The sequence below is a fragment of the Franconibacter sp. IITDAS19 genome, from assembly GCF_023079515.1.
Taxonomy (GTDB): Bacteria; Pseudomonadota; Gammaproteobacteria; order Enterobacterales; family Enterobacteriaceae; genus Franconibacter; species Franconibacter pulveris.
The window spans coordinates 352509-377808 of sequence record NZ_JALJCP010000001.1 but is presented as its reverse complement, the minus strand read 5'-3'; the positions used below and the strand labels follow the sequence as shown (position 1 = coordinate 377808).

Here is a 25300-nt window from a genome sequence, read left to right as displayed (position 1 = left end):
CCGGGTTAAGGTTATTTCGCCGCGGGTGTTGGCTGAACGATGCCGGCGGTTACGTCGACAATTTTAATGTCATAAACCATCGTTGAGTCAGGCGGAATATCCGGCAACCTGCCCTCTTCACCATACGCGAGCTCGGGCGGCACCACGATGCGCACTTCGCCATGGTTGTTAAGCACCGACAAAGCGGATTTAAAAAGCGGCGGGTAGTTATTAAGCGGTAGCGCCAGAACCGTGCCTTTTTGTGACATGTCGTTGATGACTTTGCCATTTGTCAGGCTTTCTCGGATAACTACGCCGACCGTGTCGCTATTTTTAATTTTGCCGCGTCCTTTGTCGGCGATCAGATAGTAATAACCCATTGAGGCCTTTTTCACGCCCGGCTGTTTACTGAATTGGGTCATGAACCGATCGCCTTCGCTGTTAGCCGCTTTTTTAACCTTCGCTTCTTTCGCTCCGGACGTTTTGTCCAGTTCCTGAAGCACCTTAATAAGCTTATCCTGCGGGACTTTCAGTTGGCCGTTGATCATGTCCGTCGCGCCGCTCAGCACCTGCTGACGGCCGATGTGGTAGCCATAGCCCTCTTTGCTTTTCATCATGCCAATCATTTCCTGCGCCCAGAAGGCGCCAAGAGCATAATCGCGTATTTCATCATTGCTTTGCGGTTTGGCGGCAACCGTAGCGGCTGGCTTCGCTTTTTCCAGCGCAGCCAGCTGTTTGTTTTTCTCTTCAAGTTGCTTACTGGCATCCTGCCATTTGGCTTCCAGTTCATCCGCTTTTTTCTGGCTTACATTTAGATTCTGCTCGAGCGTGGTGTAGGCTTTTGTTTTGGCATCCTGTGCGGCGGTCAATTGCGTTACTTGTTTATACAGCTCATCCGTTTTTTTCTGGCTCTCCGCCAGTTGCTGCTGTAATTTTTCGGTCGCCTGCGTGCCTGCCGATTGCGCGGTAGTAAGGGCAGCAATCTCTTTTTCCAGCGCCAGCGACTTCTTCTGGCTTTCGAGTAGCCGCGCCTGCAGCTTGTTGCTCTCCTCGGCTTTAGCATTTTGCGCAGTAGTCAGTTCAGCAACTTGTCCTTTTAACTTCTGCGTCTCTTTCTGACTCTCAGCCAGCGACTGCTGTGCGGTAGTCAAGGCCTGGGCTTTGGCGGCCTGGCCTGCCGTTAGCTCTGCAATTTGTTGTTTAAGCGTCAGGATATCCTTGCCGCTGGCAGTAAGAGCCTGCTGAAGTCTGGTTAACTCCTGCGCGTTCGTTCCTTTTGAGGAGGCGAGGTCTTTCATCTGCGCTTTCAGCGTCTGCGCCTCTTGCTGGCTGGCGGTCAGCTGCTGCTGAAGATTGCCGCTTTCGTCAGATTTCATTTTCTGCGTTTCGGTGAGCGCGGCGATTTGTTTTGCCAGCGCCTGCGCTTTCTGTTCGCTTGCCGTCAGCGCCTGTTGCAGCCTGTCGCCTTCCTGCGCCCGGGCGTCCCTGGCGTTAGTGAGAGCAGTAATCTGCGCTTTCAGCGTCTGCGCCTCTTTCTGGCTGGCGGCCAGCTGCTGCTGAAGACTGCCGCTTTCGTCAGATTTCGTTTTTTGCGTTTCGGTGAGCGTGGCTACCTGTTTTGCCAGCGCCTGCGCTTTCTGCTCGCTTGCCGTCAGCGCCTGTTGCAGCCTGTCGCCTTCCTGCGCCCGGGCGTCCCGGGCGTTAGTCAGAGCAGTGATTTGCGCTTTCAGCGCCTGCGCCTCTTTCTGGCTGGCGGCTAAGGTTTGCTGGAGTTGCGCTAATACCTGCGCGCTGCCGCTTTTCGCCGCCGCCAGTTCCGACAGCTGTTTTTCCAACATCTGCGCCCGGGTTTCGCTTTGCTTCAGTTGCTGCTGGAGCCTGCCGCTTTCGTCAGATTTCATTTTCTGCGTTTCGGTGAGCGTGGCTACCTGTTTTGCCAGCGCCTGCGCTTTCTGTTCGCTTGCCGTCAGCGCCTGTTGCAGCCTGTCGCCTTCCTGCGCCCGGGCGTCCCGGGCGTTAGTCAGAGCAGTGATCTGCGCTTTCAGCGTCTGCGCCTCTTTCTGGCTGGCGGCTAAGGTTTGCTGGAGCTGCGCTAACACCTGTGCGCTGCCGCTTTTCGCCGCCGCCAGTTCCGACAGCTGTTTTTCCAACATCTGCGCCCGGGTTTCGCTTTGCTTCAGCTGCTGCTGAAGATTGCCGCTTTCGTCAGATTTCATTTTCTGCGTTTCGGTGAGCGTGGCGATTTGTTTTGCCAGCGCCTGCGCTTTCTGCTCGCTTGCCGTCAGCGCCTGTTGCAGCCTGTCGCCTTCCTGCGCCCGGGCGTTCCGGGCGTTAGTCAGAGCAGTAATCTGCGCTTTCAGCGCCTGCGCCTCTTTCTGGCTGGCGGCTAAGGTTTGCTGGAGCTGCGCTAATACCTGCGCGCTGCCGCTTTTCGCCGCCGCCAGTTCCGACAGCTGTTTTTCCAACATCTGCGCCCGGGTTTCGCTTTGTGTCAGCTGGTTTTGAACCTGCTTAACCTGTTGCTCTTTATCGGTCTGCTTCTGAGCCAGCTGTGCGATTTGCGTTTCCAGCGATTGGTTTTTCTTCTGGCTTTCGTTCAGGGACTGCTGGAGACGGGTTATCTGCCCCGCTTTTTCATCCTGCCCGGAAACGGTAGCGGCAAGCTGCGCTTTTAGTGCCTGCAACGCTTTCTCATTTGCCTGCAGATCCCGGCGCGCCTTATCAAGCGCCTCTGCCCGGGCATTACGCGAAACGCGCAGTTCAGCAATTTGTCTTTGCAGCTCAGTGCTGAATTGCTGGCTTTCAGCTAGTTTTTTTTGAAGCTGCCCATGCTCTTGCGCTTTAGCATCGCGTGAGCCGGAAAGCTCAGCGAGTTGTTGCTGCAATTGTTTGTTTTGCTGCTGACTTTCGGCTAAAGCCTGCTGCAGACGCATCGAAGACTGCGCATCGTTATTCTTCCCCTGAGTCAGGGCGCTAAGCTGCTGTTGCAAAGCGGCAGCCTGCTTTTCGCTTTCCGCTGCAGCCTGTTGCAGAGCGGCTTTCTCCGTCTGCCAGGTGCCTTTCGCGCTGGCGAGCTCCGCACGCAGGCTCTCTATTATCGCCTGCTGGTCGCTTGTCGCGGTTGAAGCAGCAGCCTGCGCCGGCTTTTTAGGGCGGGGTTTCTTTGTGGATTTGCCGGAAGGATGTACTGTCGGTTCCGGCAAAGGGATCGGTTTGATCAGCAATAAATCGGGTATACCGCTCGATTGCGCGGTAATGGCATCCAGAGATTTCAGTGTTTTTTCGTTATTGCTGGCCTGAGCATAAGGCGCGACTGAGGCGCTAATCGTCAGAGGTAATACAAAAAAAAAATGGGTTTCAACTTAAACCGTTTCATCTCACGCTTTCTCCACGGCTAATTAAGCCTTGCTGGATAGCTTGCTCTATGTCGTTACATAATTTTTGCGTTTTATATTTATATAACGCATCGAGTGTATCTCTTGTCTGGCCATTGATATCGCCGCGGACAGCGCTATAGGTTGAAGCATTATTCAAAAGTGTTTCGAAGGCTGCTTTTTTTGCGGCATAGGTTGAGGGATTGATTTTTGCGAGCGCGGCAAGTTCACGCTGACATATCGTCGCTGAACCTTCGCCAGCGCCCGGCGCTTCTGCTGCAGAAGGCGTGATTTGCGGCGTTGGCAGCGAGACGGATTGTGACGGCGCTGGCGCAACCTTTTGCACAACGTGGTCAGGTTCCTGCGGCTCGCCAGACTGACAGCCGCTTATGAGCAATACGCTTGTCATGGCCAGCACGTTTATTATTTGCGCCACAAAGCATTTTTTGAATTTATATATAATATGCAAAGCATTACTCCATTGAATATTGTGGACCCGTGTAGCGATGGAATTCCTTTCGCCGACTAAAAAGAGATAAACAAGATTATCCACTAAAAATCAGCGTAAAAACAATCCTGGAAATTATAGGAATTCATGGGCAATATTCACGTTAATTATTTTTAAATATTAATTAATTATTAATAATTATATCTTCCTGAATATATTCTTATTTATTGATTTCCATTACTATAAAAACGCCAGCCAATCCGTTTTTACCAGACTCTCAGATAAGCGTCGCAGAGCGCTCTGCCGCTTCTCTGCCGCCCTTCGCTCGCCTTTCCCCTCTTCCAGACTGCATTTTCTGATCGACTTCAAAGAATCGGAATTTCTTCTGACCGGGCGTTAAATTTCTGTTGCGCAGTTTGCGTGCCCTGTAACAGCATAAGTAGAACGTTCTAGTAAAACGTTCTACTTAGATAAAACAGGGTGAAAAAGCCCGTATATTTCGTCTGTCGGGGGAAATCAGCATGAGTCTGATGTCAGGGTTGGTTAAATCGCTTTCCAGGCTTTCTATGATTGGCCGCGCGTTGATGCTGCCAATTTCGCTATTGCCAGCGGCAGGTCTGCTGCTGGCGTTCGGTGATAAGTTTCACTTGCCGCTGATGATGAACGCAGGCGGGGTTATTTTCGATAACCTGCCGGTGCTGTTCGCCATTGGTTCAGCCGTAGGTCTGGCGGCGGAATCCGGCATCGCTGCGCTTTCGGCGGCGGTTTCGGTGTTAATTGTTAACGTCACCATCGGCACCATGCTCGGCATTACGCCGGAAATGGCGGCCAACGGCGGCAAATATGCGTTGGTCATTGGCATCCCGACCTTGCAGATGGGGGTGTTTGGCGGACTTATTTGCGGCATTCTCGCCGCGTGGTGTTATAACCGTTTCCACACGCTGCAATTGCCGGAGTTTCTGGGCTTCTTTTCCGGCAAGCGCTTTGTCGCTATCGCCACCGCCCTGCTCTCCTTCCTGCTCGGGCTGGTGCTGCCCTACATCTGGCAGCACATTCAGGCGGGCATCGACGCGCTTTCCATTGTGGTTAACGGTGACAACCAGGCGGCTTCGACCTTTATTTTTGGTCTGGTTGAACGTGCGCTTATTCCGCTTGGCCTTCACCATATCTGGTACCCGTCGTTCTGGTACTCCTTTGGCGATTACACCACCCAGTCGGGCCAGTTGATCCATGGCGATCAGACCATCTGGTTCAAAATGCTGGAAGAAGGCGTGAAAAGCTTCAGCAGCGACAGTTACCAGAACGCAGGTAAATTCCTGCAGGGCGAGTACCCGCTGATGCTGTTCGCGCTGCCTGCGGCTTGCCTCGCCATGTACCACGAAGCGAACACTAAAAATAAAAAGATCGCCTCCGGCATTCTTTTCTCCGCCGCGCTTACCTGTTTCCTGACCGGGATCACAGAGCCGGTTGAATTTACCTTTATCTTTGTGGCGCCTGTGCTGTATGTCTTTAACGCCATCATGGCCGGGCTTTCCTATATGTGCATGTACCTGCTGCACGCGCATATTGTGAAATCCTTCTCCGCCGGGCTTATTGACTATATCTCGTTTGGGATCCTGCCTTCGTTCAACGGTTACGAGACTAACTACCTGAACGCGGTCATCGTCGGCATCCCGATGGCGATTATTTATTACTTCACTTTCCGCTTCGTGATCCGCCGTTTTGATGTGAAAACGCCAGGGCGTGCGGATGTGGCGGCAAACGCGGATGATAAAACCGACGCGGAACTGGCGAACGACATCATCGGTCTGCTGGGCGGCGCTGAGAATATTTCAAGCGTTGGCTCCTGCATCACCCGCCTGCGTCTTGAAGTGGCGAAGCCGGAACGTGTGGATCGCGACGGCCTGAACAGCGTTGGCGCACGTGGCGTGGTGTTCGTTGGCGACAGCGGTATCCAGGTTATCTTCGGCGCCCGGGCGCAATTTATCGCCCAGACCATGTCAGGCATGCTTGGCCGTTAAGGACGCGCCGTGCCTTTGCAAGCCTCCCGTATCGCTACGGGGGGCTTTGTGGTATCTAACGGATTAAAAAAGCAGAAGGGATCAGATGAAAAAAGTCAGCATCATCGATGTCGCTAAACGGGCGGAGGTTTCGGTTTCTACTGTCTCGTTAGTGCTGCGCCAGAAAGGCAAAATCTCAGAGGCGACGATCGCCCGCGTGCAGGCCGCCATTGAGGAGCTCGGTTACGTGCACAACGTAGCGGCGGCGAACCTGCGCGCCAGCACCTCGAATCTGATTGGCCTGATTGTGCATGACTTTAATGATGCTTTTTCGACTCGCGTGACGGCAAGCGTGGTGCAGGCGCTGGAAGCACAAGGCTTTATGGTTTTTCTTACGCAGCCCTCAGACAACCCGCAGCGGCTTGAACAGTGCCTGCTCTCTTTTACGCGGCAGGGCGTGGCGGGCGTTATCTATCTGGCGGCGAACGCCACCCGCGACACCCTGCCTGAAGTGATTGAAAATTGCCCGCTGCCGCTGGTGGCGATTTCCCAGTCGCCGCTGCAAAGCGCGCGCGACCTGGTCATGCGGGATAATCGCCAGGCGGGCAGTCTCGTTACCCGCTATCTGATTGAGCGCGGCCATCGCAATATCGCTTATATCGGCGGCGGTAAAGATTGCCTGATACGCCAGCAGCGGCTGCTCGGCTACCAGGCGGCGTTGAAGCAGTACGGTATGCCGTGGCGTGAAGAGTTTACCCCAGCCTGCGCCGATGAAACCCATGCCGCAAGCCTCGCCACGCGTGAATTGCTGGAAGCGAACAATAAAATCACCGCCCTGCTCTGCCACTCGCCGAACGCCATTATCGGCTGCATCGACGGGATCCAGCAGGTCGGGCGCACCGTTGGCAAAGATGTGTTCCTGACCCAGCAAGTGTCGCTGGCGGGATTTGAAGACATGATGCACGTAAACCTCACCTCGCCCTCTTTCACCTATGTCTCTTCCGCAAGCGATGAAACCGGACGTCAGGCAGCCTCGCTGATAGTGCGTAAGATACGTGAACCGGAGCTGGCGGCGCAGCGCATTACGCTCTCGGGTCAGTTGGTGGTGCGCGGCTCCGCCTGAATGAAGACGCAGAAGCCGTCAGAATGGCATACAGAAAAAGCGTTAAGCGAACAGACGAGGCCTGCCAGAACGAGTACGCACCCGGTAAACCCAGTATGACCTTTTACGCCGAGCATAAAAAAAGCGGCTTTCGCCGCTTTTTCTTATTTACGTCGCCAGGTGGTGCCCTGCGGCCCGTCTTCCAGCACAATGCCCATCTCGTTTAAGCGGTCACGCGCCGCGTCCGCCGCCGCCCAGTCTTTCGACTTACGCGCTTCCAGACGCTTGTGGATCAACGCTTCAATTTCCGCCACTTCTGCGTCGTCCGCCTGCGCGCCGCTTTGCAGGAACTGCTCCGGATCCTGCTCCAGCAGGCCCAGCACGGCGGAAAGTTTACGCAAATGCGCCGCAAGATGATTCGCCGCCGTCTTGTCTTCCGTTTTCAGGCGGTTCACTTCGCGCGCCATGTCGAACAGCACCGAGTAGGCTTCCGGGGTATTGAAATCGTCATCCATCGCTTCACGAAAGCGCGCTTCAAAGGCCTCGCCGCCTGCAGCGTCCACGCGGCTGTCAGTGCCGCGCAACGCGGTGTAGAGCCGCTCCAGCGAGGCGCGCGCCTGCTTTAAGTTCTCTTCGCTGTAGTTCAGCTGGCTGCGGTAGTGGCCGGACATCAGAAAATAGCGGATGGTTTCAGCGTCGTAATACTTCAGCACGTCGCGCACGGTAAAGAAATTGCCGAGGGATTTCGACATTTTCTCGCGATCCACCATCACCATGCCGGAGTGCATCCAGTAGTTCACATACTCGCCGTCATGGGCGCAGGTGGACTGCGCGATTTCGTTTTCATGGTGCGGGAACATCAGGTCTGAACCGCCGCCGTGAATATCGAAATGGCTGCCGAGCTGCTTGCAGTTCATGGCGGAGCACTCAATATGCCAGCCCGGACGCCCTGCGCCCCACGGCGACGGCCAGCTCGGCTCGCCTGGCTTGGACATCTTCCACAGCACGAAGTCCATCGGGTTGCGCTTCACGTCCGCCACCTCAACGCGCGCGCCCGCCTGCAACTGCTCCAGATCCTGACGAGAAAGCGCGCCGTAGTTCGGGTCGGTCGGCACGGAGAACATGACGTCGCCGTTTTCCGCCACATAAGCGTGATCGCGGGCGATCAACTGCTCCACAAGCTCGATAATTTCATGGATATGCTGCGTGGCGCGCGGCTCGCTGTCCGGGCGCAGGATATTCAGCGCATCGAAATCTTTGTGCATCTCGGCGACCATGCGGTCCACCAGCGCGACAAAATTTTCGCCATTTTCATTCGCTCGTTTGATGATTTTATCGTCGATATCGGTAATGTTACGCACGTACTTCAGCTTATAGCCGAGGAAACGCAGGTAGCGCGCCACGACGTCGAAAGCGACAAACGTACGGCCATGGCCGATATGACAGAGATCGTAAACGGTAATGCCACACACATACATGCCGACTTCTCCGGCATGGATAGGTTTGAATTCCTCTTTTTGGCGACTCATTGTGTTGAAGATTTTTAACATCAGGAGATTCCGTATCAGTGTGTGGTAAAGACGAAAAGCGTTATGTTACCTCATAATTCAAACCGGAAGGAGCACACTTTGCAAGGTGATCGCTACCTGCAAGTTATGCTATAACAACAGCCTGACGTTGCCTGCGCAGCAGGCTTCAGCACTACTACACAGAACAGGATGCAAGCATGGTTACTTTTCACACCAATCACGGCGATATCGTTATCAAAACTTTTGACGATAAGGCGCCGGAAACTGTTAAGAACTTCCTGGACTACTGCCGCGAAGGTTTTTACGACAACACCATTTTCCACCGTGTGATTAACGGCTTTATGATCCAGGGCGGCGGTTTTGAGCCGGGCATGAAGCAGAAAGCGACCAAAGACGCTATCAAAAACGAAGCGAACAACGGTCTGAAAAATACCCGTGGTACGCTGGCGATGGCCCGTACTCAGGCGCCGCACTCCGCTACCGCGCAGTTCTTCATCAACGTAGTGGATAACGACTTCCTGAACTTCAGCGGCGAAAGCCTGCAGGGTTGGGGCTACTGCGTATTCGCCGAAGTGGTGGAAGGCATGGACGTGGTCGACAAAATCAAAGGCGTGGCGACCGGCCGCAGCGGCATGCACCAGGACGTACCGAAAGAAGACGTGGTAATCGAGCGCGTGACCGTCAGCGAGTAATCGTGGCCACACTCTTTATCGCAGATCTTCATCTGTGCGCAGAAGAACCGGCGATAACCGCCGGTTTTCTGCGTTTTCTGGCAGGTGAAGCGCGGCAGGCCGATGCGCTTTACATTCTCGGCGACCTGTTTGAAGCCTGGATTGGCGACGACGACCCGAACCCGCTGCACGCGCAAATCGCCGCCGCCATTCGCACACTGGTTGAAAGCGGCGTCCCCTGTTATTTCATTCACGGCAACCGGGATTTCCTGCTGGGCAAGCGCTTCGCCAGGGAAAGCGGCATGCAGCTTCTGCCGGAAGAAAAAGTGCTTAACCTGTACGGTAAACGCGTGCTTATTATGCATGGCGACACCCTCTGCACCGACGATGTGGGCTATCAGGCATTTCGCGCCAAAGTGCATCAGCCCTGGCTGCAAACCCTGTTTCTCGCCCTGCCGCTGTTTATTCGTAAACGCATCGCCGCAAAAATGCGCGCCGGCAGTCAATCCGCTAATCGCGTTAAAGATATGGCTATCATGGATGTGAACCCGCAAGCGGTAGCCGAAACGCTTGAGCGCCACCGCGTGCAGCACCTGATACACGGCCACACGCACCGCCCCGCCGTTCACGGGCTGAAGGCTAACGGCGAGCCCGCTTTTCGCTACGTTTTAGGCGCCTGGCATACGCAAGGCTCCATGATCAAAGTCACCGCCGAAAGCATCGAACTTATCGCCTTTGCGTTTTAACTTCTGCATGCCATTTTTGCCGCCGCGGCGGCTGCGCAACCGTTTTCCTTGCCGTAAAACCGTGCTATTCTCGCACTCCTCGTAACGACGACTCGTTGTTTTGTCCGCACACCCCACAGGAGTTTTTAGACGTATGTCTTCAGGCAACCATCCGGCGCGTATCGCCATTGTCATGGGTTCGAAAAGTGACTGGGCCACCATGCAGTTCGCCGCTGAAATTCTTGATGCCCTCGACGTTCCCCACCATGTAGAAGTGGTTTCCGCCCACCGCACGCCGGACAAGCTGTTCAGCTTCGCCGAAGCGGCTCAGGCGAACGGCTTTCAGGTGATTATCGCGGGCGCGGGGGGTGCTGCGCATCTGCCTGGCATGATTGCGGCGAAAACGCTGGTGCCGGTCCTGGGCGTGCCGGTGCAGAGCGCGGCCCTGAGCGGCGTCGACAGCCTCTACTCCATCGTGCAAATGCCGCGCGGCATTCCGGTGGGTACGCTCGCCATTGGTAAAGCGGGCGCGGCCAATGCCGCCTTGCTGGCGGCGCAAATTCTGGCGCAGCACGACGCGGCGCTGTTAAACCGCCTCAGCGCCTGGCGCCAGCAGCAGACGGATGAAGTGCTGGAAAACCCGGATCCGCGGGGTGCGGCATGAAACAGGTTTGCGTTCTTGGCAACGGTCAGCTTGGCCGTATGCTGCGCCAGGCGGGCGAGCCGCTGGGCATTCCGGTCTGGCCCGTGGGGCTGGACGCTGAACCGCAGGCGGTGCCTTTCAGCCAGAGCGTGATCACCGCGGAAATTGAGCGCTGGCCGGAAACCGCCCTTACCCGCGAGCTGGCGCGTCATCCGGCGTTTGTTAACCGCGACGTCTTCCCGATTATTGCCGACCGCCTGACGCAGAAGCAGCTTTTCGACAAGCTGAACCTGGCCACCGCGCCCTGGCAGTTGCTGTCGCAGAAAAGCGAATGGCCCGCGGTGTTTGACCGTCTTGGCGAACTGGCGATAGTTAAGCGCCGCGTCGGCGGCTATGACGGGCGCGGCCAGTGGCGTTTGCGCGCTGATGAAACCGGGCAACTACCAGACGACTGCTACGGCGAATGCATCGTCGAACAAGGCATTAACTTTACGGGCGAAGTATCGCTGGTTGGCGCCCGCGGCCACAATGGCGACACGGTCTTTTATCCGCTGACCCATAACCTGCATCAGGACGGCATTCTGCGCACCAGCGTCGCCTTCCCGCAGGCAAACGTAGAGCAGCAGGCGCAGGCGGAAACGATGCTTTGCGCCATTATGCAGGAGCTGAACTATGTGGGCGTGATGGCGATGGAGTGCTTCGTGACGCCTGCCGGCCTGCTGATTAACGAGCTGGCGCCGCGTGTTCACAACAGCGGCCACTGGACGCAGAACGGCGCCTCCATCAGCCAGTTTGAACTGCACCTGCGCGCCGTGGTGGATTTACCGCTGCCGCAGCCGGTGGTCAACAGCCCTTCGGTGATGGTGAACCTGATCGGCACCGACCTTAACTACGACTGGCTTAAGCTGCCGCTGGTTCACCTGCACTGGTACGACAAAGAGGTGCGCCCGGGCCGTAAAGTGGGCCACCTGAACCTGAACGACAGCGACACGGCGCGGCTCTGCGCCACCCTGGAAGCGCTGGTGCCGTTGCTGCCGCCGGAATACGCCAGCGGCATCGCCTGGGCGCAGATGAAGCTGGGTTGAATAAAAGCGGGCCGCAAAGCCCGCTTTTTTTAACCCCGACGCCTGAAGGCGCTGCGCTTACCCACATTTTGCGAAAGCCGCTTATTCTCCCAGCGCCTGCGCTAAATCCGCAATCAAATCATCGGCATCTTCAATGCCCACTGAAAGGCGGATCAGCTGCGGCGTAATGTTGTTGGCGAGCCGTTGCTCAAGAGGAATGGACGCGTGCGTCATAAAAAACGGCTGGCTGACCAGGCTCTCCACGCCTCCTAAACTTTCCGCAAGCGTAAAAAGGCGCAGCTTTTTGATGACCTTCGCCGCCTGGCCTTCATCGCCTTTCACCACTACCGAAATCATGCCGCCCGGCCCACGCATTTGCTGCTGTGCAAGCGGATGCTGCGGGTGCGTCTCAAGCCACGGAAAGAACACCGTTTCCACCTGTGGCTGCTGTTCAAGCCAGCGGGCGATTTTCAGCGCGTTGGCGCTGTGCTTTTCCATCCTCAGCGCCAGCGTGCGGATGCCGCGCAGGGTCAGGAAGCTGCTGAACGGGTCGAGCACGCCGCCCACCGCATTTTGCAGGTAAGCGAGCCTTTCGCGCAGTTCAGCGTTATCGCCCACCACCGCCAGCCCGGCGACCACGTCGGAATGCCCGTTCAGGTATTTCGTGGCGGAATGCACCACGATGTCGAAGCCCAGCGACAGCGGGCGTTGCAGGGCGGGGGAAGCAAAGGTGTTATCCGCCACGCTGATAACCCCATGTCGTCGGGCGATGGCCGCGATAGCCGCAAGGTCAGCCAGCTTGAGCAGCGGATTGGTCGGCGTCTCCACCCAGACCATTTTCGTTTCCGGGCGAATAGCCGCTTCCAGGGCTGCCAGGTCATCCGGCTTCACCCAGCTCACCGTCAGCCCGGCGGTGCGCTTGCGCACATTTTCCAGCAGGCGATAAGTGCCGCCGTACACATCGTCAATCGCCACAATATGGCTCTCTTTATCCAGCAGCTCCAGCACCGTGGAAATGGCCGCAAGACCAGAGGCGAAAGCGTAGCCCTGCGCGCCGCCTTCCAGCTCTGCGATAGCGCGCTCCAGCGCATGGCGGGTTGGGTTGCCGCTGCGCGAGTATTCATAGCCGGTATGCTCGCCCGGCGCGGGTTGGGCGTACGTGGAGGTGGCGTAAATAGGCGGCATCACCGCGCCGTGCTGGTCGTCGTGAGTGCCGCTGTGCACGCTCAGGGTGGCGAAATTATCCATGATAAAGCTCCTTATGATTCAAGCCGGTTGCGCCAGACGTTCAGCACGTCGGTGCGGGTAATAAGCCCGAGGAAACGGTCAGCGTCGGTCACGACCGCCACCAGCCCACGGGAGAAAACATCAAACAGCTCGCGCTCGCTGGCGCCCTTGTCGAGCGTTTCGACGCGCGGATTCATGGCGCCGGAGACCGGTTCAAGAAAGCGCGCGCTGTCGCCGCGCACCGCGTTAAGCAAATCCCACTCATCAACGATGCCGACCACGACGCCGCCTTCCAGCACCGGCAGTTGAGAAATATCGTAAAGCCGCATGCGCGCCAGCACCGTCGCCAGCGTGTCGTCAGGCGCGGCGGTCACTGTCGCCCCTTCGTCATGGCGAAAAGCGATGAAATCGCGCAGATCGCCGGTTGAGGGCCGCTGAAGCAGTCCCTGCTGGCGCAGCCAGTCATCATTAAACATTTTGGAGAGGTATTTATTGCCGCTGTCGCAGGCGAAAGTGACCACCCGCTTCGGCGTAGTCTGGGCGCGGCAGTAGCGCAGCGCGGCAGCGAGCAGCGTGCCGGTAGAGGAGCCCGCCAGGATACCTTCGGTTTTTAATAGCTGGCGGGCGGTATCAAACGCCTGCGCATCGGAAATGCGGTAAGCGCGGCGCACGCCGTCAAGACGCGCGAGCGGCGGTATAAAGTCTTCGCCAATCCCCTCCACGCGCCAGGAGCCCGCCTCGCCGTGGCTTCTCTGCTCCACTTCATCCGCAAGGATCGAGCCCGCCGGGTCGGCGAGAATAAATTCCGTTTCGGGAGAATGCTGGCGAAACCAGGCCTGCAACCCGCCGAGCGTACCGCCGGAACCGACGCCCACCACAATCGCGTCGATTTTCCCTTCCGCCTGGGCATAAAGCTCCGGGGCGGTAGTGGTTTCATGCGCCAGCGGGTTGGCGGGGTTATTAAACTGGTCGATATAAAACGCCCCCGGCGTCTCCTGCGCCAGGCGCTTCGCATAATCCTGATAATAGGCGGGATGGCCTTTGTTCACGTCTGAACGGGTAAGCCGCACCTGCGCACCCAACGCCCGCAGATGATAAATCTTCTCGCGGCTCATTTTGTCCGGCACCACCAGAATCAGCTGATACCCTTTTTGCGCGGCGATAAGCGCCAGCCCCAGGCCGGTGTTGCCCGCGGTGGCTTCAATAATGGTGCCGCCGGGGGCGAGCCGCCCCTGGCGCTCCGCCTCGTTTATCATCGACAGCGCTACGCGATCTTTAATAGAGCCGCCGGGGTTCTGGTTCTCAAGCTTAAGCAGCAGCTCGCAGGGGCCGGTGTCGAGCTTTTGCAGCCGCAACAGCGGCGTGTTGCCAATCAGCTCGCTTACGGTATGGGCTATGGTCATTGCAGTTATCCAGTCACAACGGTATTGCGCAGATAATAGGACCACCTTTTTTCGCCGTTAAAGAACCTTTACCCCCTGTTTAGAACCAAACGGAATATTCTGTGCTGTTTAGACATCGGGAAGGAAAGCGGTAAAGTCGTCCGGAAATATCGACGGCTAAAAAACCGTTAAACCAGCGCTTTTTGTGGTGAAATCGCCGCTTTTTCGCCGTTCTATTGTCAGTCTGCGTATGTCATTTACTGAAATTTAGCTAAGCGCTTTATGGCGCCGTTCAACCGGACGGGTGCAAAGTTTCTCCCTCCCGGCGTTCTGCGGGCGTAGAATGGCGCGGTTATGACGTTCAGGGGAGTTAAATGGAACAGAAGTTAACGGCGCGGCCCGACACCAGCGACTACCGCGCCCTGCTTGCGCAGGCGACGCCGCTTATCGACGTGCGCGCGCCGGTCGAGTTCACCCAGGGGGCGCTGCCGGCGGCCCTTAACCTGCCGTTGATGAATAACGAAGAGCGCGCCGCCGTCGGCACCTGTTATAAGCAGCAGGGTCAGCAGGCGGCACTCGCGCTCGGCCACCGTCTGGTGCAGGGCGAAACGCGCGAGCAGCGCCTGGCGGCCTGGAAAGCCGCCTGCATGCGCCATCCGCAAGGTTATCTCTACTGCGCCCGGGGTGGGCTGCGCTCGCACATCGTCCAGCAATGGCTGAAAGAGAGCGGCGTGGACTATCCGCTGGTTATTGGTGGTTACAAAGCGCTGCGCCAGGCGGCAGTCGACGCCATTGATGCGCTGGCGCGCCGTCCGCTGGTGCTGGTGGGCGGCTGCACCGGCAGCGGCAAAACCCTGCTGGTGCGCGAGATGGCGACGGGGGTCGACCTGGAAGCGCTGGCGCGCCATCGCGGCTCGTCGTTTGGCCGCACGCTTACCGCCCAGCTTTCACAGGCGAGTTTTGAAAACTGCCTTGCAGGCGACCTGCTGGCGCGTGAGGCGGTGTGGCAAACGCTGCCCTCGCCTTTCTGGGTGCTGGAAGACGAAGGGCGCACGATCGGCGCAAACCATCTCCCCGCCGCGCTTCGCGAGCAAATGGCGTGCTCGCCGGTCGCCGTGGTGGAAGAGCCGTTTGAACGCCGCCTTGAAAGGCTCGGGCAGGAGTATTTTGTCGCTATGCAGCAGGCCTGGTGCGAGGCTTATGGCGAAGAGGCGGGCTGGCGCGAATTTGGCGATTACCTGCATCAGGGTCTGTATGCCATTCGTCGTCGGCTGGGGTTGCAGCGCTTCGCCGCGCTTGCCGACATACAGGCGCAGGCGCTTTCGCGCCACCAGCAGACGGGCCGTCACGAGGCCCATTTTGACTGGCTGATCCCGCTGCTGAAAGAGTATTACGACCCGATGTACCGCTATCAGCTGGAGAAGAAATCAGCGAATATCGTCTTTCGCGGCGACTATGCGCAGGTGAAGGCGTGGCTTGCGGAGCGCTACGGCGGATAAAACAAGGGGCAGATTTCCTGCCCCCAGGCATCAATGCCGGTCTCGCTTGTCGGCGCGTTTCGCCAGCCAGTCGCCCAGCATTTGCACAACCTGCACCAGAACGATCAGCGCCACTACGGTGACGATCATCACCTGCGTCTCATAGCGGTAATAGCCGTAGCGAATCGCCAAATCCCCCACCCCGCCGCCGCCAACGATGCCCGCCATCGCCGAGTAGCCTATCAGGCTCACCAGCGTGATGGTCAGGCCGCGCAGCAATCCGGCGCTCGCCTCCGGCAGCAGCACGGTGCAGATAATACGCATCGGGCTTGCGCCAAACGCTTCGGCCGCTTCGATAATCCCCCGGTCCACCTCGCGCAGCGCCCCGTCCACCAGGCGCGCGTAAAAGGCGATGGCGGCGACAGAAAGCGGCACCGAAGCGGCTATCGGCCCGATGGTGTTGCCAAGCAGAAACTGCGTCAGCGGCAGCAGCAGCACCAGCAAAATAACGAACGGCACCGAACGAATAATATTCACCAGCACGGAACTCACGACATTCACGACGCGGTTTTGCCAGAAGAGGTGCCGGTCGGTCACAAAAATAAGAAAACCAAGCGGCAGCCCGCCGACGATAGCCAGCAGTGTGGAGATGCCCAGCATCTGGAAGGTTTCGTTAAACGCGAGGCCCAGGTCGGCCAGTAAATCATCCATTAATCACCTCCACCTGCGCCGTACGCGCGCGAATGTGCTCCACCGCCGCCGCTACCGCTGCCGGGTTATCCTTCGCGGTGAGCTGCACCACTAAAATGCCGAGCGCCTGCTCGCCGATATACTCGATTTTGCCATGCAGGATATTCACCGCCACGCCGAAGTTTATCGCCGCTTCGCAGAGCACCGGCTGCTCGGCGGAGTCGCCCACAAACAGCACCTTCAGCAGCGACCCTTGCAGGTGCTGACGCAGGCTAGCTGGCAGCGTCAGGTTGAGCGTGTGAGAGACTAACTGTTGGGTAAAGGGATGCTGCGGATGGGCGAAGATATTAAACACCTCGCCCTCTTCCACCACTTTGCCGCCGGACATCACCGCCACGCGGTCACAGATCGTTTTGACAACGTTCATCTCGTGCGTGATCAGCACAATCGTGATGCCAAGCTGCTCGTTGATCCGCTTCAGCAGCGCGAGGATCGTGGCGGACGTTTCCAGATCGAGCGCGGAAGTGGGCTCGTCGCACAGCAACACATCCGGGTGGTTGGCGATAGCGCGGGCGATGCCGACGCGCTGTTTCTGCCCGCCGGAAAGCTGCGCCGGGTAGCGGTTCGCTTTGTCGCTAAGCCCCACCAGCTCCAGGATTTCCGCCACGCGCCGGGCGATTTTCGCCCGCTCCCATCCCGCCGCCTTCAGGCTGAACGCCACGTTTTGGGCCACGGTACGGGTATGCATCAGGTTGAAATGCTGAAAGATCATGCCGATACGCTGGCGCGCCTGGCGCAGCGCCGCGCCGCGTAGCGCGGAAATTTCGGTGCCATTGACGGTTATGCTGCCTTCGCTCGGACGCGTTAAGGCGTTCAGCGTGCGCAGCAGCGTGCTTTTCCCGGCGCCGCTGGTGCCGACGATGCCAAAGATTTCGCCGGGGGCGATGCGTAAGCTTACATTATCAACCGCGCGCGTGGCAGGCCCGCGCCGCGAGGCGAAATCGACGCAGACGTTGTTAATTTCAATCATGCGGAACCTCAATAAACAAAACGCGGGCAGGCCGCAAAGCCTGCCCGCGCAAAAGCGATGCGCTTACTGTTTTTTCGCCGCCGTCATCCAGTCCGGCTGCTGAAACGCGTTATAGATGTTTTTCGGATCGTTGATCACCGCGGCGTAAGCCGGGGATTTCACGACCGTAACAATATCTTTCGCGAAAGGTTTGTCCGCATCTTCCGTGCGCACCGCGATAATATTTTTCAGGTTCTCATCCAGCTGTTCCTGCTTCAGGGCGGTAGAGAGCTTAAGGCCCGCGGCGATAGCGAAGTTGCCGTTTACCAGCGAAGCGGTTACGCCATCCAGCGTGCGAGGCAGCTGCGCGGCTTCCAGCGGCTTAAAGACCAGCCCCTTCGGGTTGCTGGCGATATCGCGCTCGGAAGCTTTCGTCGGGTCAATGTTCTCTTTGATGGTGATAAGCCCGAGCGACTGCAAAAAGCGCAGGCCGCGCGCCAGGTTGGTTGGGTCGTTGGAAAGCGTAATGATGTCGCCTTTTTTCAGCTCGTCGACGCTTTTGATTTTGCGCGAATAGAGCCCCATCCCTGCCGTGGGCACGGTAATCAGCTTCGTGAGCTTCAGCCCTTTGTCGGCGGTGAATTTTTCAAAATAGAGCGAGTGCTGGAAGAGATTGGCGTCGATGCTGCCGTTGGCGAGCGCCATGTTCGGCTGCACATAGTCGCTGAACTCGCGCACCACGACTTTATAGCCTTTCTCTTTAAGCGAAGGGGCGATAGCCTGCTTTACCATGTCGCCATACGGTCCCGGCGCTACGCCGAAAACGATAGTGTGCGGGTCGCTGCCGGCATGCGCGAGCTGTAGCCCGCAGGCCAGCAAAAGCGCGCCGGTTGCGGCGCGAAACGAGTGACGCAATCCCATAACTTCTCCATTTAAAACGTTGCGTTGCTGTGTGGTGCGCCGTGCTATGCGGCGCAATCCTTTCTTGCCCTGTGGATAAAGGCGTTGCTTAACATGGCACAGATCGCAAGGCGCTGTCCTTGAAATTATTTCAAGATGTAGCCGGATATGTCGTTGAATAGAGAGCAATAAGCTTATGCATTTTGTGAATTTGCATAGCAGGAGAGCGGGAAAACGCCGGACGGGCGGATGCCTGCCCGGCGTTGGGGTTAAACGCGTTGTCGCTCCGGCAGATAAAGGCGTGCCGGGCGCGCGGTTTAGAAGTCGTAACGCAGACGCACCAGGTTCATATCGCCCAGGTCGTCGGTGCTGGAGGTAAAGACGTGTTCGTAATCGACACGGAAGCCGTAATCCAGCTGGACGCTGACGCCTACGCCATTGTCGATGCGCTGGTAGTTGCGGCCGTTAACGTATTCAATACGGTCGCCCATAAAGTAAGGCTGAATGGATTTCACCGCATACTGCCCCACCGGGAACTTATAACCGGCGAAGTATTCAATGCCCCAGGCGTCGCCCGCGAAATAGTCATTCACCGCGACTTTTTTGGTGGTCATGAAGTTCTGATACCAGCCGCCACCTGCGGAGATTGTCCAGTTATCCGGCGTCCAGCTCAGCGCGGTGCCTACGATATTCTGATCGTACGTTTTGCTGTCGTGGTTGTCCGGGTTACGCATATCCGCGCGGGTATAGTTCCACGCCGCGCCCCAGGCGAGATCGCCGGTCAGATGGTAATCAATACCTAAAGAACCGCCGCCTTTACGCTTGTAGCGCAGGCCGTTGCCCGGCAGAAATTCGCTGTCTTCAAACAGGTAGGAGGCAAAAATATCGGCATCGCCTACGGTTTTTCTGTACTTCAGCATCTTGCGCGAACGGTAAGAGCCATCGTAATCGCCGTTGATGCCGTTGCCCGGGGCCTGACCAATCATGTCATAGTCCCAGATATCGGTTTTCACGCCGACCACATCGTAATAAACGCTGTTCTGCTGGCCGAAGGTCAGCAAACCCCAGGTATCGCTCTTCAGCCCGGTATAGAGCATGCGGCGCGACGTGTCGCGAGCGCCGTCAGCATAGTGGTGATCCCAGTTAAACTGCGCCGGAATATTGACGCCCAGCTCGTAGTAGCTCACCCAGCTAATATCATCAAACAGATAGTAATCGGCAGCAAAGCGGAAGCGGGTGCCGCCGTCAAAGCCGTTACGCTTGTAGCTGTTTTTACCGTCGTCCCCGGTCATATTCTGGAACTGCGGACGAATACTGCCGCCAACGGTGAAGTTAAGACGGCTCAGCGGATTGCCCGCCTGCGGGTCTTGTTTAAGAACGGTGATTTCCGCCTGAGCGGCGCAAGAAAGCAGTGCCACTGCCGCGCCGACGGATACCGCCAGCGCTTTCATTTTTATAGTCATTCTATTCCCTTGATAAATTGCCGTATAACATTTAGCAAGCGAATAATAACCAGGATTAATCCGGGCGTGTTGGCGGTTTTTTACTAAATCGTGCTACTAAATATCAGATTTTTATTATCTGATGCTGTTAAAACACGCCGAACCGGCAGAAAAACCGGCGCGGCATGTCCAAACGTTAACCAGCGAACTGGCGGAACAGCGCCCGCCCTTTCAGCAATCGCACGCCAAGCCAGCCGCCGCAGAGCGAAAGCAGCAGCGCGCCGCAAAGCGGCAGGATGCCCCACAGCCGCCAGTCCGGCTCCCACGGGAAATCAAACACCCGGGTTTGCAATATCCCGAGCGCCGTTTCCGCGCCGATGGCCGCCACCAGCCCCGCTACCAGGCCAAGCACGGCGAATTCGCACCACAGCGTGGCGCGCAGCAGCTTTTTGCCTGCGCCCAGCGTACGGTAAACCACCAGTTCCTGATGGCGCTGACGCATCCCCACCTGAACCTGGGCGAGCAGCAGCAGAATGCCGCAGATGGTGACCAGCACCACCATCACTTCCAGCGCCTGGCTCACCTGCTCCAGCACCTGGCCGACCTGGCGCAGAATGGCACCGATATCCAGCAGGCCCACCGTCGGGAACTGACGGTTAAGCTGCGCCAGCATGGCGTTGCCGTTTTCCCAGCGGAAGCTGGTAAGCCAGGTTTGCGGCTGGCCGTCGAGCGCGCCCGGCGGGAAGATAAAATAGAAGTTGGGCCGCAGGCTCTCCCAGTCCACTTTACGCAGGCTGGTAACTTTCGCGGTGAAATCCTGCGTATCGCCGGTGAAGGTGACGCTGTCGCCGATATGAATATCAAGGCGCGCCGCCAGCCCCTCCTCCATCGACACTTCGCCCGCTTTCGGCGGCCAGCGGCCAGCGGTGATGGGGTTGTGTTCCGGCTTCCGGCTCTGCCAGGTGAGATTAAGCTCGCGGTTGAGCGCCTCATCCTGGTTGCCTGCGGTGGCGGCACCGTTAATCTGCGTCAGCCGCGCCCGCACGATGGGATAAAACGATTCGGGAACAATTTGCCGTTCGGCAAGAAACGCCTTCATTGGCTCAAGCTGTTCCGGCGCGATATTAATCAGAAAATAGTTCGGGCTTTCCGGCGGCAGTTGCTGCTGCCAGCGGTCGAGCAGGTCGCCCCTGAGCACCAGCAGCAAAGCCAGCAGCATGAAGGAGAGCGAGAACGCGGCGAGCTGGCTGAGCGTCTGCCAGGGCTGACGCAGCAGGCGATTAACCGCAAGGCGCAGCGGCAACGCCTTGATGGTCAGCCCCTTCAGCACCCGCAGCAGCCCCCACCCCACCAGGCCACAAAGCAGCGCCAGCACCACGGCCCCTGCCAGCACCGACCAGAGCAGCATATTGCCGCCCATCAGCCAGGCGAGCAGCGCCACGACCACCAGCGTAATGACGGGCAGATAAACCTTCAGCGGCCAGACGTTGGCCACCGCATCTCGTCTTAATACCCGCAGCGGCTGGGTGGCGAGCAGCAACCGGTACGGGCGCAGCCCTACCAGCAGCGAAATCACCGCCATTGACCCCACCGCCCACAGCCACGGCCAGAAGCTCGCCGCAGGCAGGTCGGCGGGCAACACCGGTTTGAGCAGATGCATCAGCACCGCCTCAAACACTTTTCCCGCCAGCCCCCCGGCCACGGCGGAGAGCGTGAGCACCAGCAGCCACTGCCCGACGATAAGCTTGCGCAGCGCGGCGCTGTCCGCGCCGAGGGTCTTGAGAATAGCCACCAGATCGTAACGGCTGCGGCAGTAGTGCCCCATCGCCACCGCCACGGCGGCCACCGCCAGCAACAGCGTCAAGAGCGCCGAGAGCAGCAGGAATTTTTGCGACCGCTCAACGGATTTACCCAGCGCTCCGTCATCTTCTTCCATGCCGTACCAGCGATGTTCGGGTTTAAGCTTCGGCAGCAGAAAGTCTTCGTAACGCTTAATCTGCGCAGGCGTGCCGGCGAATTTATAGCGCCACATCAGGCGGCTGCCGGGCTGCACCGCGCCGGTTTTTTCCACGTCATCAAAATGCATCAACAGCCGCGGCGCCATCTGAAAAGGGTTAAAGCCCGCGTCCGGTTCCTGGATAACCGCTCCCGCAACGGTAAGCGTGGCGTCGCCCACGTCTATCCTGTCGCCTGCTTTCACCCCGAGCAGCGCCATCAGCCGGGGCGCCAGCAACACCCGGCCCGGCTGCGGCTTCAGATTCGGCGGGTCGGTTTGCAGCGCGCCGTAAAGCGGATAAACGCTGTCCACGGCCTTCACGCTGGCGAGCTGCGGCGCTTCGGCGCCGAACGTCATGGTGGTGAAAGAGAGCTGTTTGTCCGCCTGCAAGCCATCGCGCTTAGCCTCCAGAAGCCAGTCCTCCGGCACCGCGCGCGAGCTTCTCAACGCCCGGTCGCCTGCAAGAAATTCCCGGCTCTGCTGACTTAAGCCTTTTTCCATGCGGTCGCTGATGGTGCCGAGCGCCAGCACGCAGGCCACCGCGAGGCTGAGCGCCAGCCAGACTATCAGCAGCGAGGGGGAGCGCCATTCGCGCCAGAACCAGCGGGCTATCATGCTTCCTCCCATAATTTGCCGTCTCGCAGGCGCAGGCGCCTGTCGCAGCGCGCCGCCAGCTCCGGATCGTGCGTGACCAGAATCAGCGTGGTGGCGTGATCGCGGTTTAAGGAAAAAAGCAGATCGGCGATGCGATCGCCGGTGTGGCGGTCGAGGTTGCCGGTGGGCTCGTCGGCGAAGAGCACCGACGGGCGGCCGTTGAAGGCGCGGGCCAGCGCCACGCGCTGCTGCTCGCCGCCGGAAAGCTGCGCGGGCAGATGGTCGAGCCGCTTGCCAAGGCCGAGCTGCTCAAGCAACCGCTTCGCCTGTTCGCGGCTCGCCTTGTCGTTTTCGCCCCGCAGCAGCGCGGGCAGCTCGACGTTTTCCAGCGCATTAAGCGTTGGGATCAGCATAAACGACTGAAATACAAAGCCGACATGCTTCGCCCGCAGACGGGCGCGCGCCTCTTCGTCCATGTTATGCAGCGGTTCGCCGAGCAAGCGCACCTCCCCGCTGCTGCCGTCGTCGAGCCCGGCCAGGATTGCGAGCAGCGTTGATTTGCCTGAGCCCGACTCGCCAATCAGGGCGATGGTTTCGGCTGGTTTGACAACCAGCTCAACTCCGGTGAGGATGGAGAGCGCGTGTTCCCCCTGACCGACGGATTTAAAAAGATGATGAACTTCAAGGCTGTTTTCCGCTGGCATCTCGCTTTCCTGTTGTTTGTTTTTGTAAGTTTTCGCGCCGCGGCGGCGGACACGCTGCTGGTTCTTGGCGACAGCCTGAGCGCGGGCTATCGCATGGCGGCCAACGCCGCCTGGCCTGCGCTGCTTAACGATAAGTGGCAGCAGCGCGACACCCGCGTGGTGAACGCCAGCATCAGCGGCGACACCGCGCAGCAGGGGCTCGCCCGTTTGCCTTCCCTGCTTGAACAGCATAAACCACGTTGGGTATTGATAGAGCTTGGCGGCAACGACGGGCTGCGCGGTTTTGCACCGGACGCCATCGCCGCAACCCTGCGCCAGATTATCGAGCAGGTAAAAGCGGCGGGCGCTGAACCGCTGCTGATGCAGATTCGCCTGCCGCCCAACTATGGCCGTCGCTATACCGAAAGCTTCAGCGCCATCTACCCCGAACTTGCGAAAGAGTACTCCGCTCCGCTGCTGCCTTTTTTTATGGAGGAGATCTACCTTAAACCGCAGTGGATGCAGGATGACGGCATTCATCCCAATCGCGACGCTCAGCCTTATATCGCAGACTGGATGGCGACGCGGCTGGCCCCTTTAGTTAAACACGACTCCTGACCCTGAGGGGCCGGGAGCGGGTAAAGTTATGCAAAAATCACTCTTAATTACAGGATGTTCCAGCGGCATTGGCCTGGCCAGCGCCATCGAATTACAGCGCATGGGTTTTCGCGTGCTTGCCGCCTGCCGCAAGCCGGAAGATGTCGAGCGCATGAACGCGCAAGGATTTACCGGCGTACTGCTCGATCTCGATTCGCCCGCGAGCGTCGAGGCTGCGGCAGCTGAGGTTATCCGCCTTACCAATAACCGTTTGTACGGCATTTTTAATAACGGCGGCTTTGGCGTTTACGGGCCGCTCACCACTATCAGCCGCGAGCAGATGGAGCAGCAATTCGCCACAAATTTCTTCGGCGCGCACCAGCTCACCATGCTGCTTTTACCCGCCATGCTGCCGCACCAGGAAGGGCGCATCGTCAATACCAGTTCGGTGATGGGACTTATCTCCACGCCAGGGCGCGGTGCTTACGCCGCCAGTAAATATGCGCTTGAGGCCTGGTCCGACGCCCTTCGCATGGAGCTTCGCCACAGCGGCATTAAGGTGAGCCTGATTGAGCCGGGCCCTATCCGCACGCGATTCACGGATAACGTTAACCAGACGCAGACGGACAAACCGGTGGAAAACCCGGGCATCGCCGCACGCTTTACGCTGGGACCGGAGGCGGTAGTGGCAAAGGTGCGCCATGCTTTTGAAAGCCCGCGGCCCAAAATTCGTTATCCGGTCACGATGGTGACGCACGCCGTCAGCCTGCTTAAGCGCCTGCTGCCCGCCCGCGCGATGGACAAAATTTTACAGGGCTAAGTTGAAGGCGACGCGCTCGCCCCCATGTAAAAAAGAAATCGACAACAGAGAGTGACTCATGTCCGTACAGAATATTGTCAACATTACCGAAGCGAACCTGCACCAGACGCTGGAGCAATCCGTCTCCGTGCCGGTGCTGTTCTATTTCTGGTCCGATCGTAGCCAGCACTGCCAGCAGTTGACGCCGGTGCTGGAGAAGCTGGCCGCGCAGTACAATGGTCAGTTTATCCTCGCGAAAGTGGATTGCGACGCCGAGCAGATGGTCGCCGCGCAGTTCGGCCTGCGCGCCATTCCTACCGTTTATCTTTTCCAGAACGGCCAGCCGGTAGACGGCTTCCAGGGGCCGCAGCCGGAAGAGGCTATCCGCGCGCTGCTGGAAAAAGTGCTGCCGCGCGAAGAGGAGCTGAAAGCCCAGCAGGCGATGCAGCTGATTGAGCAAGGCGACCACGCCGCCGCGCTGCCGCTGCTGAAAGAAGCCTGGCAGATGTCGAACCAGGATAGCGAAATCGGTCTGCTGCTCGCCCAGACGCAGCTGGCCTTAAGCCGCGCCGATGAGGCCGAAGCGGTGCTGAAAACCATTCCGCTGCAGGATCAGGATACCCGCTATCAGGGTCTGGTGGCGCAAATCGACCTGCTGCGTCAGGCGGCGGATACGCCGGAGATTCAACAGCTTCAACAGCAGGTGCAGCAAAACCCGCAGGATGCGCAGCTCGCTGCGCAGCTGGCGTTGCAGTTTCACCAGGTGGGTCGCAACGAAGAGGCGCTGGAGCTGCTGTTCAGCCATTTGAAAAAAGATCTGGCGGCAGGCGACGGCCAGGTGCGTAAAACGTTCCAGGAGATCCTGGCCGCGCTCGGCACCGGCGACCAGTTGGCTTCTAAATATCGCCGTCAGCTCTACTCCCTGCTGTATTAATACCTCTCGTCAATACCTGGATTCGGATGACGAT

At 58.2% G+C, this 25300-nt stretch carries 21 protein-coding genes; 10 read left to right on the top strand and 11 right to left on the bottom strand.

Features of this window, described 5'->3' with window-relative positions:
- Positions 1-11: 11 nt before the first annotated feature.
- Both MT962_RS01900 and MT962_RS01895 read right to left on the bottom strand, forming a co-directional pair.
- On the bottom strand, positions 12-3203 hold the full coding sequence (locus MT962_RS01900; protein WP_247364341.1) for an FKBP-type peptidyl-prolyl cis-trans isomerase: 3192 nt from the start codon (positions 3201-3203) through the stop codon (positions 12-14).
- A 148-nt stretch (positions 3204-3351) separates the two neighbouring features.
- Complete coding sequence (locus MT962_RS01895; RefSeq protein WP_247364339.1) at positions 3352-3906, bottom strand: hypothetical protein; 555 nt, start codon at positions 3904-3906, stop codon at positions 3352-3354.
- Positions 3907-4322: 416 nt separating this feature from the next.
- Between MT962_RS01895 and MT962_RS01890 the strand changes: the two genes are divergently transcribed.
- Positions 4323-5822, top strand: a complete 1500-nt coding sequence (locus MT962_RS01890) for a PTS transporter subunit EIIC (RefSeq protein ID WP_024557353.1) — start codon at positions 4323-4325, stop codon at positions 5820-5822.
- 85 nt (positions 5823-5907) lie between these two features.
- Positions 5908-6924, top strand: coding sequence for a Mal regulon transcriptional regulator MalI (malI, locus tag MT962_RS01885; RefSeq protein ID WP_247364334.1), 1017 nt, complete (start codon positions 5908-5910; stop codon positions 6922-6924).
- A 143-nt stretch (positions 6925-7067) separates the two neighbouring features.
- Here malI and cysS read toward each other — a convergent pair whose 3' ends face one another.
- On the bottom strand, positions 7068-8453 hold the full coding sequence (gene cysS, locus MT962_RS01880; protein ID WP_247364331.1) for a cysteine--tRNA ligase: 1386 nt from the start codon (positions 8451-8453) through the stop codon (positions 7068-7070).
- A 176-nt stretch (positions 8454-8629) separates the two neighbouring features.
- Here cysS and ppiB point away from each other — a divergent pair, with 176 nt between their 5' ends.
- From ppiB to purK, 4 genes are all read left to right on the top strand, one after another.
- On the top strand, positions 8630-9124 hold the full coding sequence (ppiB, locus tag MT962_RS01875; RefSeq protein WP_024557356.1) for a peptidylprolyl isomerase B: 495 nt from the start codon (positions 8630-8632) through the stop codon (positions 9122-9124).
- A 2-nt stretch (positions 9125-9126) separates the two neighbouring features.
- Positions 9127-9849 carry a UDP-2,3-diacylglucosamine diphosphatase gene (gene lpxH, locus MT962_RS01870; RefSeq protein WP_048887218.1) on the top strand — a complete coding sequence of 241 codons (723 nt, stop codon included), beginning with the start codon at positions 9127-9129 and terminating at the stop codon, positions 9847-9849.
- A 133-nt stretch (positions 9850-9982) separates the two neighbouring features.
- Positions 9983-10492 (top strand): 5-(carboxyamino)imidazole ribonucleotide mutase, encoded by a 510-nt coding sequence (gene purE / locus MT962_RS01865; RefSeq protein ID WP_024557358.1) that lies wholly within the window; start codon positions 9983-9985, stop codon positions 10490-10492.
- A complete protein-coding gene (purK, locus tag MT962_RS01860; RefSeq protein WP_024557359.1) occupies positions 10489-11556 on the top strand; it encodes a 5-(carboxyamino)imidazole ribonucleotide synthase in 1068 nt (355 codons plus the stop codon). The genes purE and purK overlap by 4 nt, the downstream gene beginning before the upstream one ends.
- A gap of 81 nt (positions 11557-11637) precedes the next feature.
- Here purK and MT962_RS01855 read toward each other — a convergent pair whose 3' ends face one another.
- Complete coding sequence (locus MT962_RS01855; RefSeq protein WP_024557360.1) at positions 11638-12783, bottom strand: PLP-dependent aspartate aminotransferase family protein; 1146 nt, start codon at positions 12781-12783, stop codon at positions 11638-11640.
- Positions 12784-12794: 11 nt separating this feature from the next.
- Entirely contained in the window at positions 12795-14165 is a 1371-nt protein-coding gene (locus tag MT962_RS01850; protein ID WP_247364328.1) for a pyridoxal-phosphate dependent enzyme, read from the bottom strand.
- 353 nt (positions 14166-14518) lie between these two features.
- Here MT962_RS01850 and mnmH point away from each other — a divergent pair, with 353 nt between their 5' ends.
- Positions 14519-15643, top strand: coding sequence for a tRNA 2-selenouridine(34) synthase MnmH (mnmH, locus tag MT962_RS01845; protein ID WP_247364325.1), 1125 nt, complete (start codon positions 14519-14521; stop codon positions 15641-15643).
- A gap of 30 nt (positions 15644-15673) precedes the next feature.
- Here the strand turns inward: mnmH and MT962_RS01840 are convergent, their stop codons facing one another.
- From MT962_RS01840 to ybbA, 6 genes are all read right to left on the bottom strand, one after another.
- Positions 15674-16333, bottom strand: a complete 660-nt coding sequence (locus MT962_RS01840) for a methionine ABC transporter permease (protein ID WP_024557363.1) — start codon at positions 16331-16333, stop codon at positions 15674-15676.
- A complete protein-coding gene (sfbB, locus tag MT962_RS01835) occupies positions 16326-17342 on the bottom strand; it encodes a virulence-associated ABC transporter ATP-binding protein SfbB (RefSeq protein WP_247364323.1) in 1017 nt (338 codons plus the stop codon). Before sfbB ends, MT962_RS01840 begins: the two co-directional genes overlap by 8 nt.
- A 63-nt stretch (positions 17343-17405) precedes the next feature.
- Complete coding sequence (locus tag MT962_RS01830; RefSeq protein WP_024560593.1) at positions 17406-18242, bottom strand: MetQ/NlpA family ABC transporter substrate-binding protein; 837 nt, start codon at positions 18240-18242, stop codon at positions 17406-17408.
- 296 nt (positions 18243-18538) lie between these two features.
- Positions 18539-19684 (bottom strand): porin, encoded by a 1146-nt coding sequence (locus MT962_RS01825; RefSeq protein ID WP_247364322.1) that lies wholly within the window; start codon positions 19682-19684, stop codon positions 18539-18541.
- A 175-nt stretch (positions 19685-19859) separates the two neighbouring features.
- Positions 19860-22274, bottom strand: a complete 2415-nt coding sequence (ybbP, locus tag MT962_RS01820) for a putative ABC transporter permease subunit YbbP (protein ID WP_247364321.1) — start codon at positions 22272-22274, stop codon at positions 19860-19862.
- A complete protein-coding gene (gene ybbA / locus MT962_RS01815) occupies positions 22271-22957 on the bottom strand; it encodes a putative ABC transporter ATP-binding protein YbbA (RefSeq protein ID WP_024557471.1) in 687 nt (228 codons plus the stop codon). The genes ybbP and ybbA overlap by 4 nt, the downstream gene beginning before the upstream one ends.
- On the opposite strand from ybbA, the gene tesA reads away from it, so the two are divergent.
- Genes tesA through MT962_RS01800 form a run of 3 tightly spaced genes read left to right on the top strand, consistent with a single transcriptional unit; the run spans position 22925 to position 25266 of the window.
- Complete coding sequence (tesA, locus tag MT962_RS01810) at positions 22925-23554, top strand: multifunctional acyl-CoA thioesterase I/protease I/lysophospholipase L1 (protein ID WP_024557368.1); 630 nt, start codon at positions 22925-22927, stop codon at positions 23552-23554. The two genes, ybbA and tesA, sit on opposite strands and share 33 nt — an antisense overlap.
- 28 nt (positions 23555-23582) lie before the next feature.
- Entirely contained in the window at positions 23583-24353 is a 771-nt protein-coding gene (locus tag MT962_RS01805) for an SDR family oxidoreductase (protein ID WP_024557369.1), read from the top strand.
- A 58-nt stretch (positions 24354-24411) separates the two neighbouring features.
- Positions 24412-25266 carry a co-chaperone YbbN gene (locus MT962_RS01800; RefSeq protein WP_024557370.1) on the top strand — a complete coding sequence of 285 codons (855 nt, stop codon included), beginning with the start codon at positions 24412-24414 and terminating at the stop codon, positions 25264-25266.
- Positions 25267-25300 lie beyond the last annotated feature (34 nt).

Bases quoted from the DNA above. Each gene is read 5' to 3' on its own strand.
- purE (WP_024557358.1), top strand. From the start codon at position 9,983: ATGTCTTCAGGCAACCATCCGGCGCGTATCGCCATTGTCATGGGTTCG.
- MT962_RS01890 (WP_024557353.1), top strand. From the start codon at position 4,323: ATGAGTCTGATGTCAGGGTTGGTTAAATCGCTTTCCAGGCTTTCTATG.
- tesA (WP_024557368.1), top strand. From the start codon at position 22,925: ATGATGAACTTCAAGGCTGTTTTCCGCTGGCATCTCGCTTTCCTGTTG.
- malI (WP_247364334.1), top strand. From the start codon at position 5,908: ATGAAAAAAGTCAGCATCATCGATGTCGCTAAACGGGCGGAGGTTTCG.
- cysS (WP_247364331.1), bottom strand. From the start codon at position 8,453: ATGTTAAAAATCTTCAACACAATGAGTCGCCAAAAAGAGGAATTCAAA.
- MT962_RS01800 (WP_024557370.1), top strand. From the start codon at position 24,412: ATGTCCGTACAGAATATTGTCAACATTACCGAAGCGAACCTGCACCAG.
- purK (WP_024557359.1), top strand. From the start codon at position 10,489: ATGAAACAGGTTTGCGTTCTTGGCAACGGTCAGCTTGGCCGTATGCTG.
- MT962_RS01840 (WP_024557363.1), bottom strand. From the start codon at position 16,333: ATGGATGATTTACTGGCCGACCTGGGCCTCGCGTTTAACGAAACCTTC.
- ybbP (WP_247364321.1), bottom strand. From the start codon at position 22,274: ATGATAGCCCGCTGGTTCTGGCGCGAATGGCGCTCCCCCTCGCTGCTG.
- MT962_RS01805 (WP_024557369.1), top strand. From the start codon at position 23,583: ATGCAAAAATCACTCTTAATTACAGGATGTTCCAGCGGCATTGGCCTG.
- ybbA (WP_024557471.1), bottom strand. From the start codon at position 22,957: ATGCCAGCGGAAAACAGCCTTGAAGTTCATCATCTTTTTAAATCCGTC.
- mnmH (WP_247364325.1), top strand. From the start codon at position 14,519: ATGGAACAGAAGTTAACGGCGCGGCCCGACACCAGCGACTACCGCGCC.
- MT962_RS01830 (WP_024560593.1), bottom strand. From the start codon at position 18,242: ATGGGATTGCGTCACTCGTTTCGCGCCGCAACCGGCGCGCTTTTGCTG.
- MT962_RS01855 (WP_024557360.1), bottom strand. From the start codon at position 12,783: ATGGATAATTTCGCCACCCTGAGCGTGCACAGCGGCACTCACGACGAC.
- MT962_RS01825 (WP_247364322.1), bottom strand. From the start codon at position 19,684: ATGACTATAAAAATGAAAGCGCTGGCGGTATCCGTCGGCGCGGCAGTG.
- MT962_RS01850 (WP_247364328.1), bottom strand. From the start codon at position 14,165: ATGACCATAGCCCATACCGTAAGCGAGCTGATTGGCAACACGCCGCTG.
- ppiB (WP_024557356.1), top strand. From the start codon at position 8,630: ATGGTTACTTTTCACACCAATCACGGCGATATCGTTATCAAAACTTTT.
- sfbB (WP_247364323.1), bottom strand. From the start codon at position 17,342: ATGATTGAAATTAACAACGTCTGCGTCGATTTCGCCTCGCGGCGCGGG.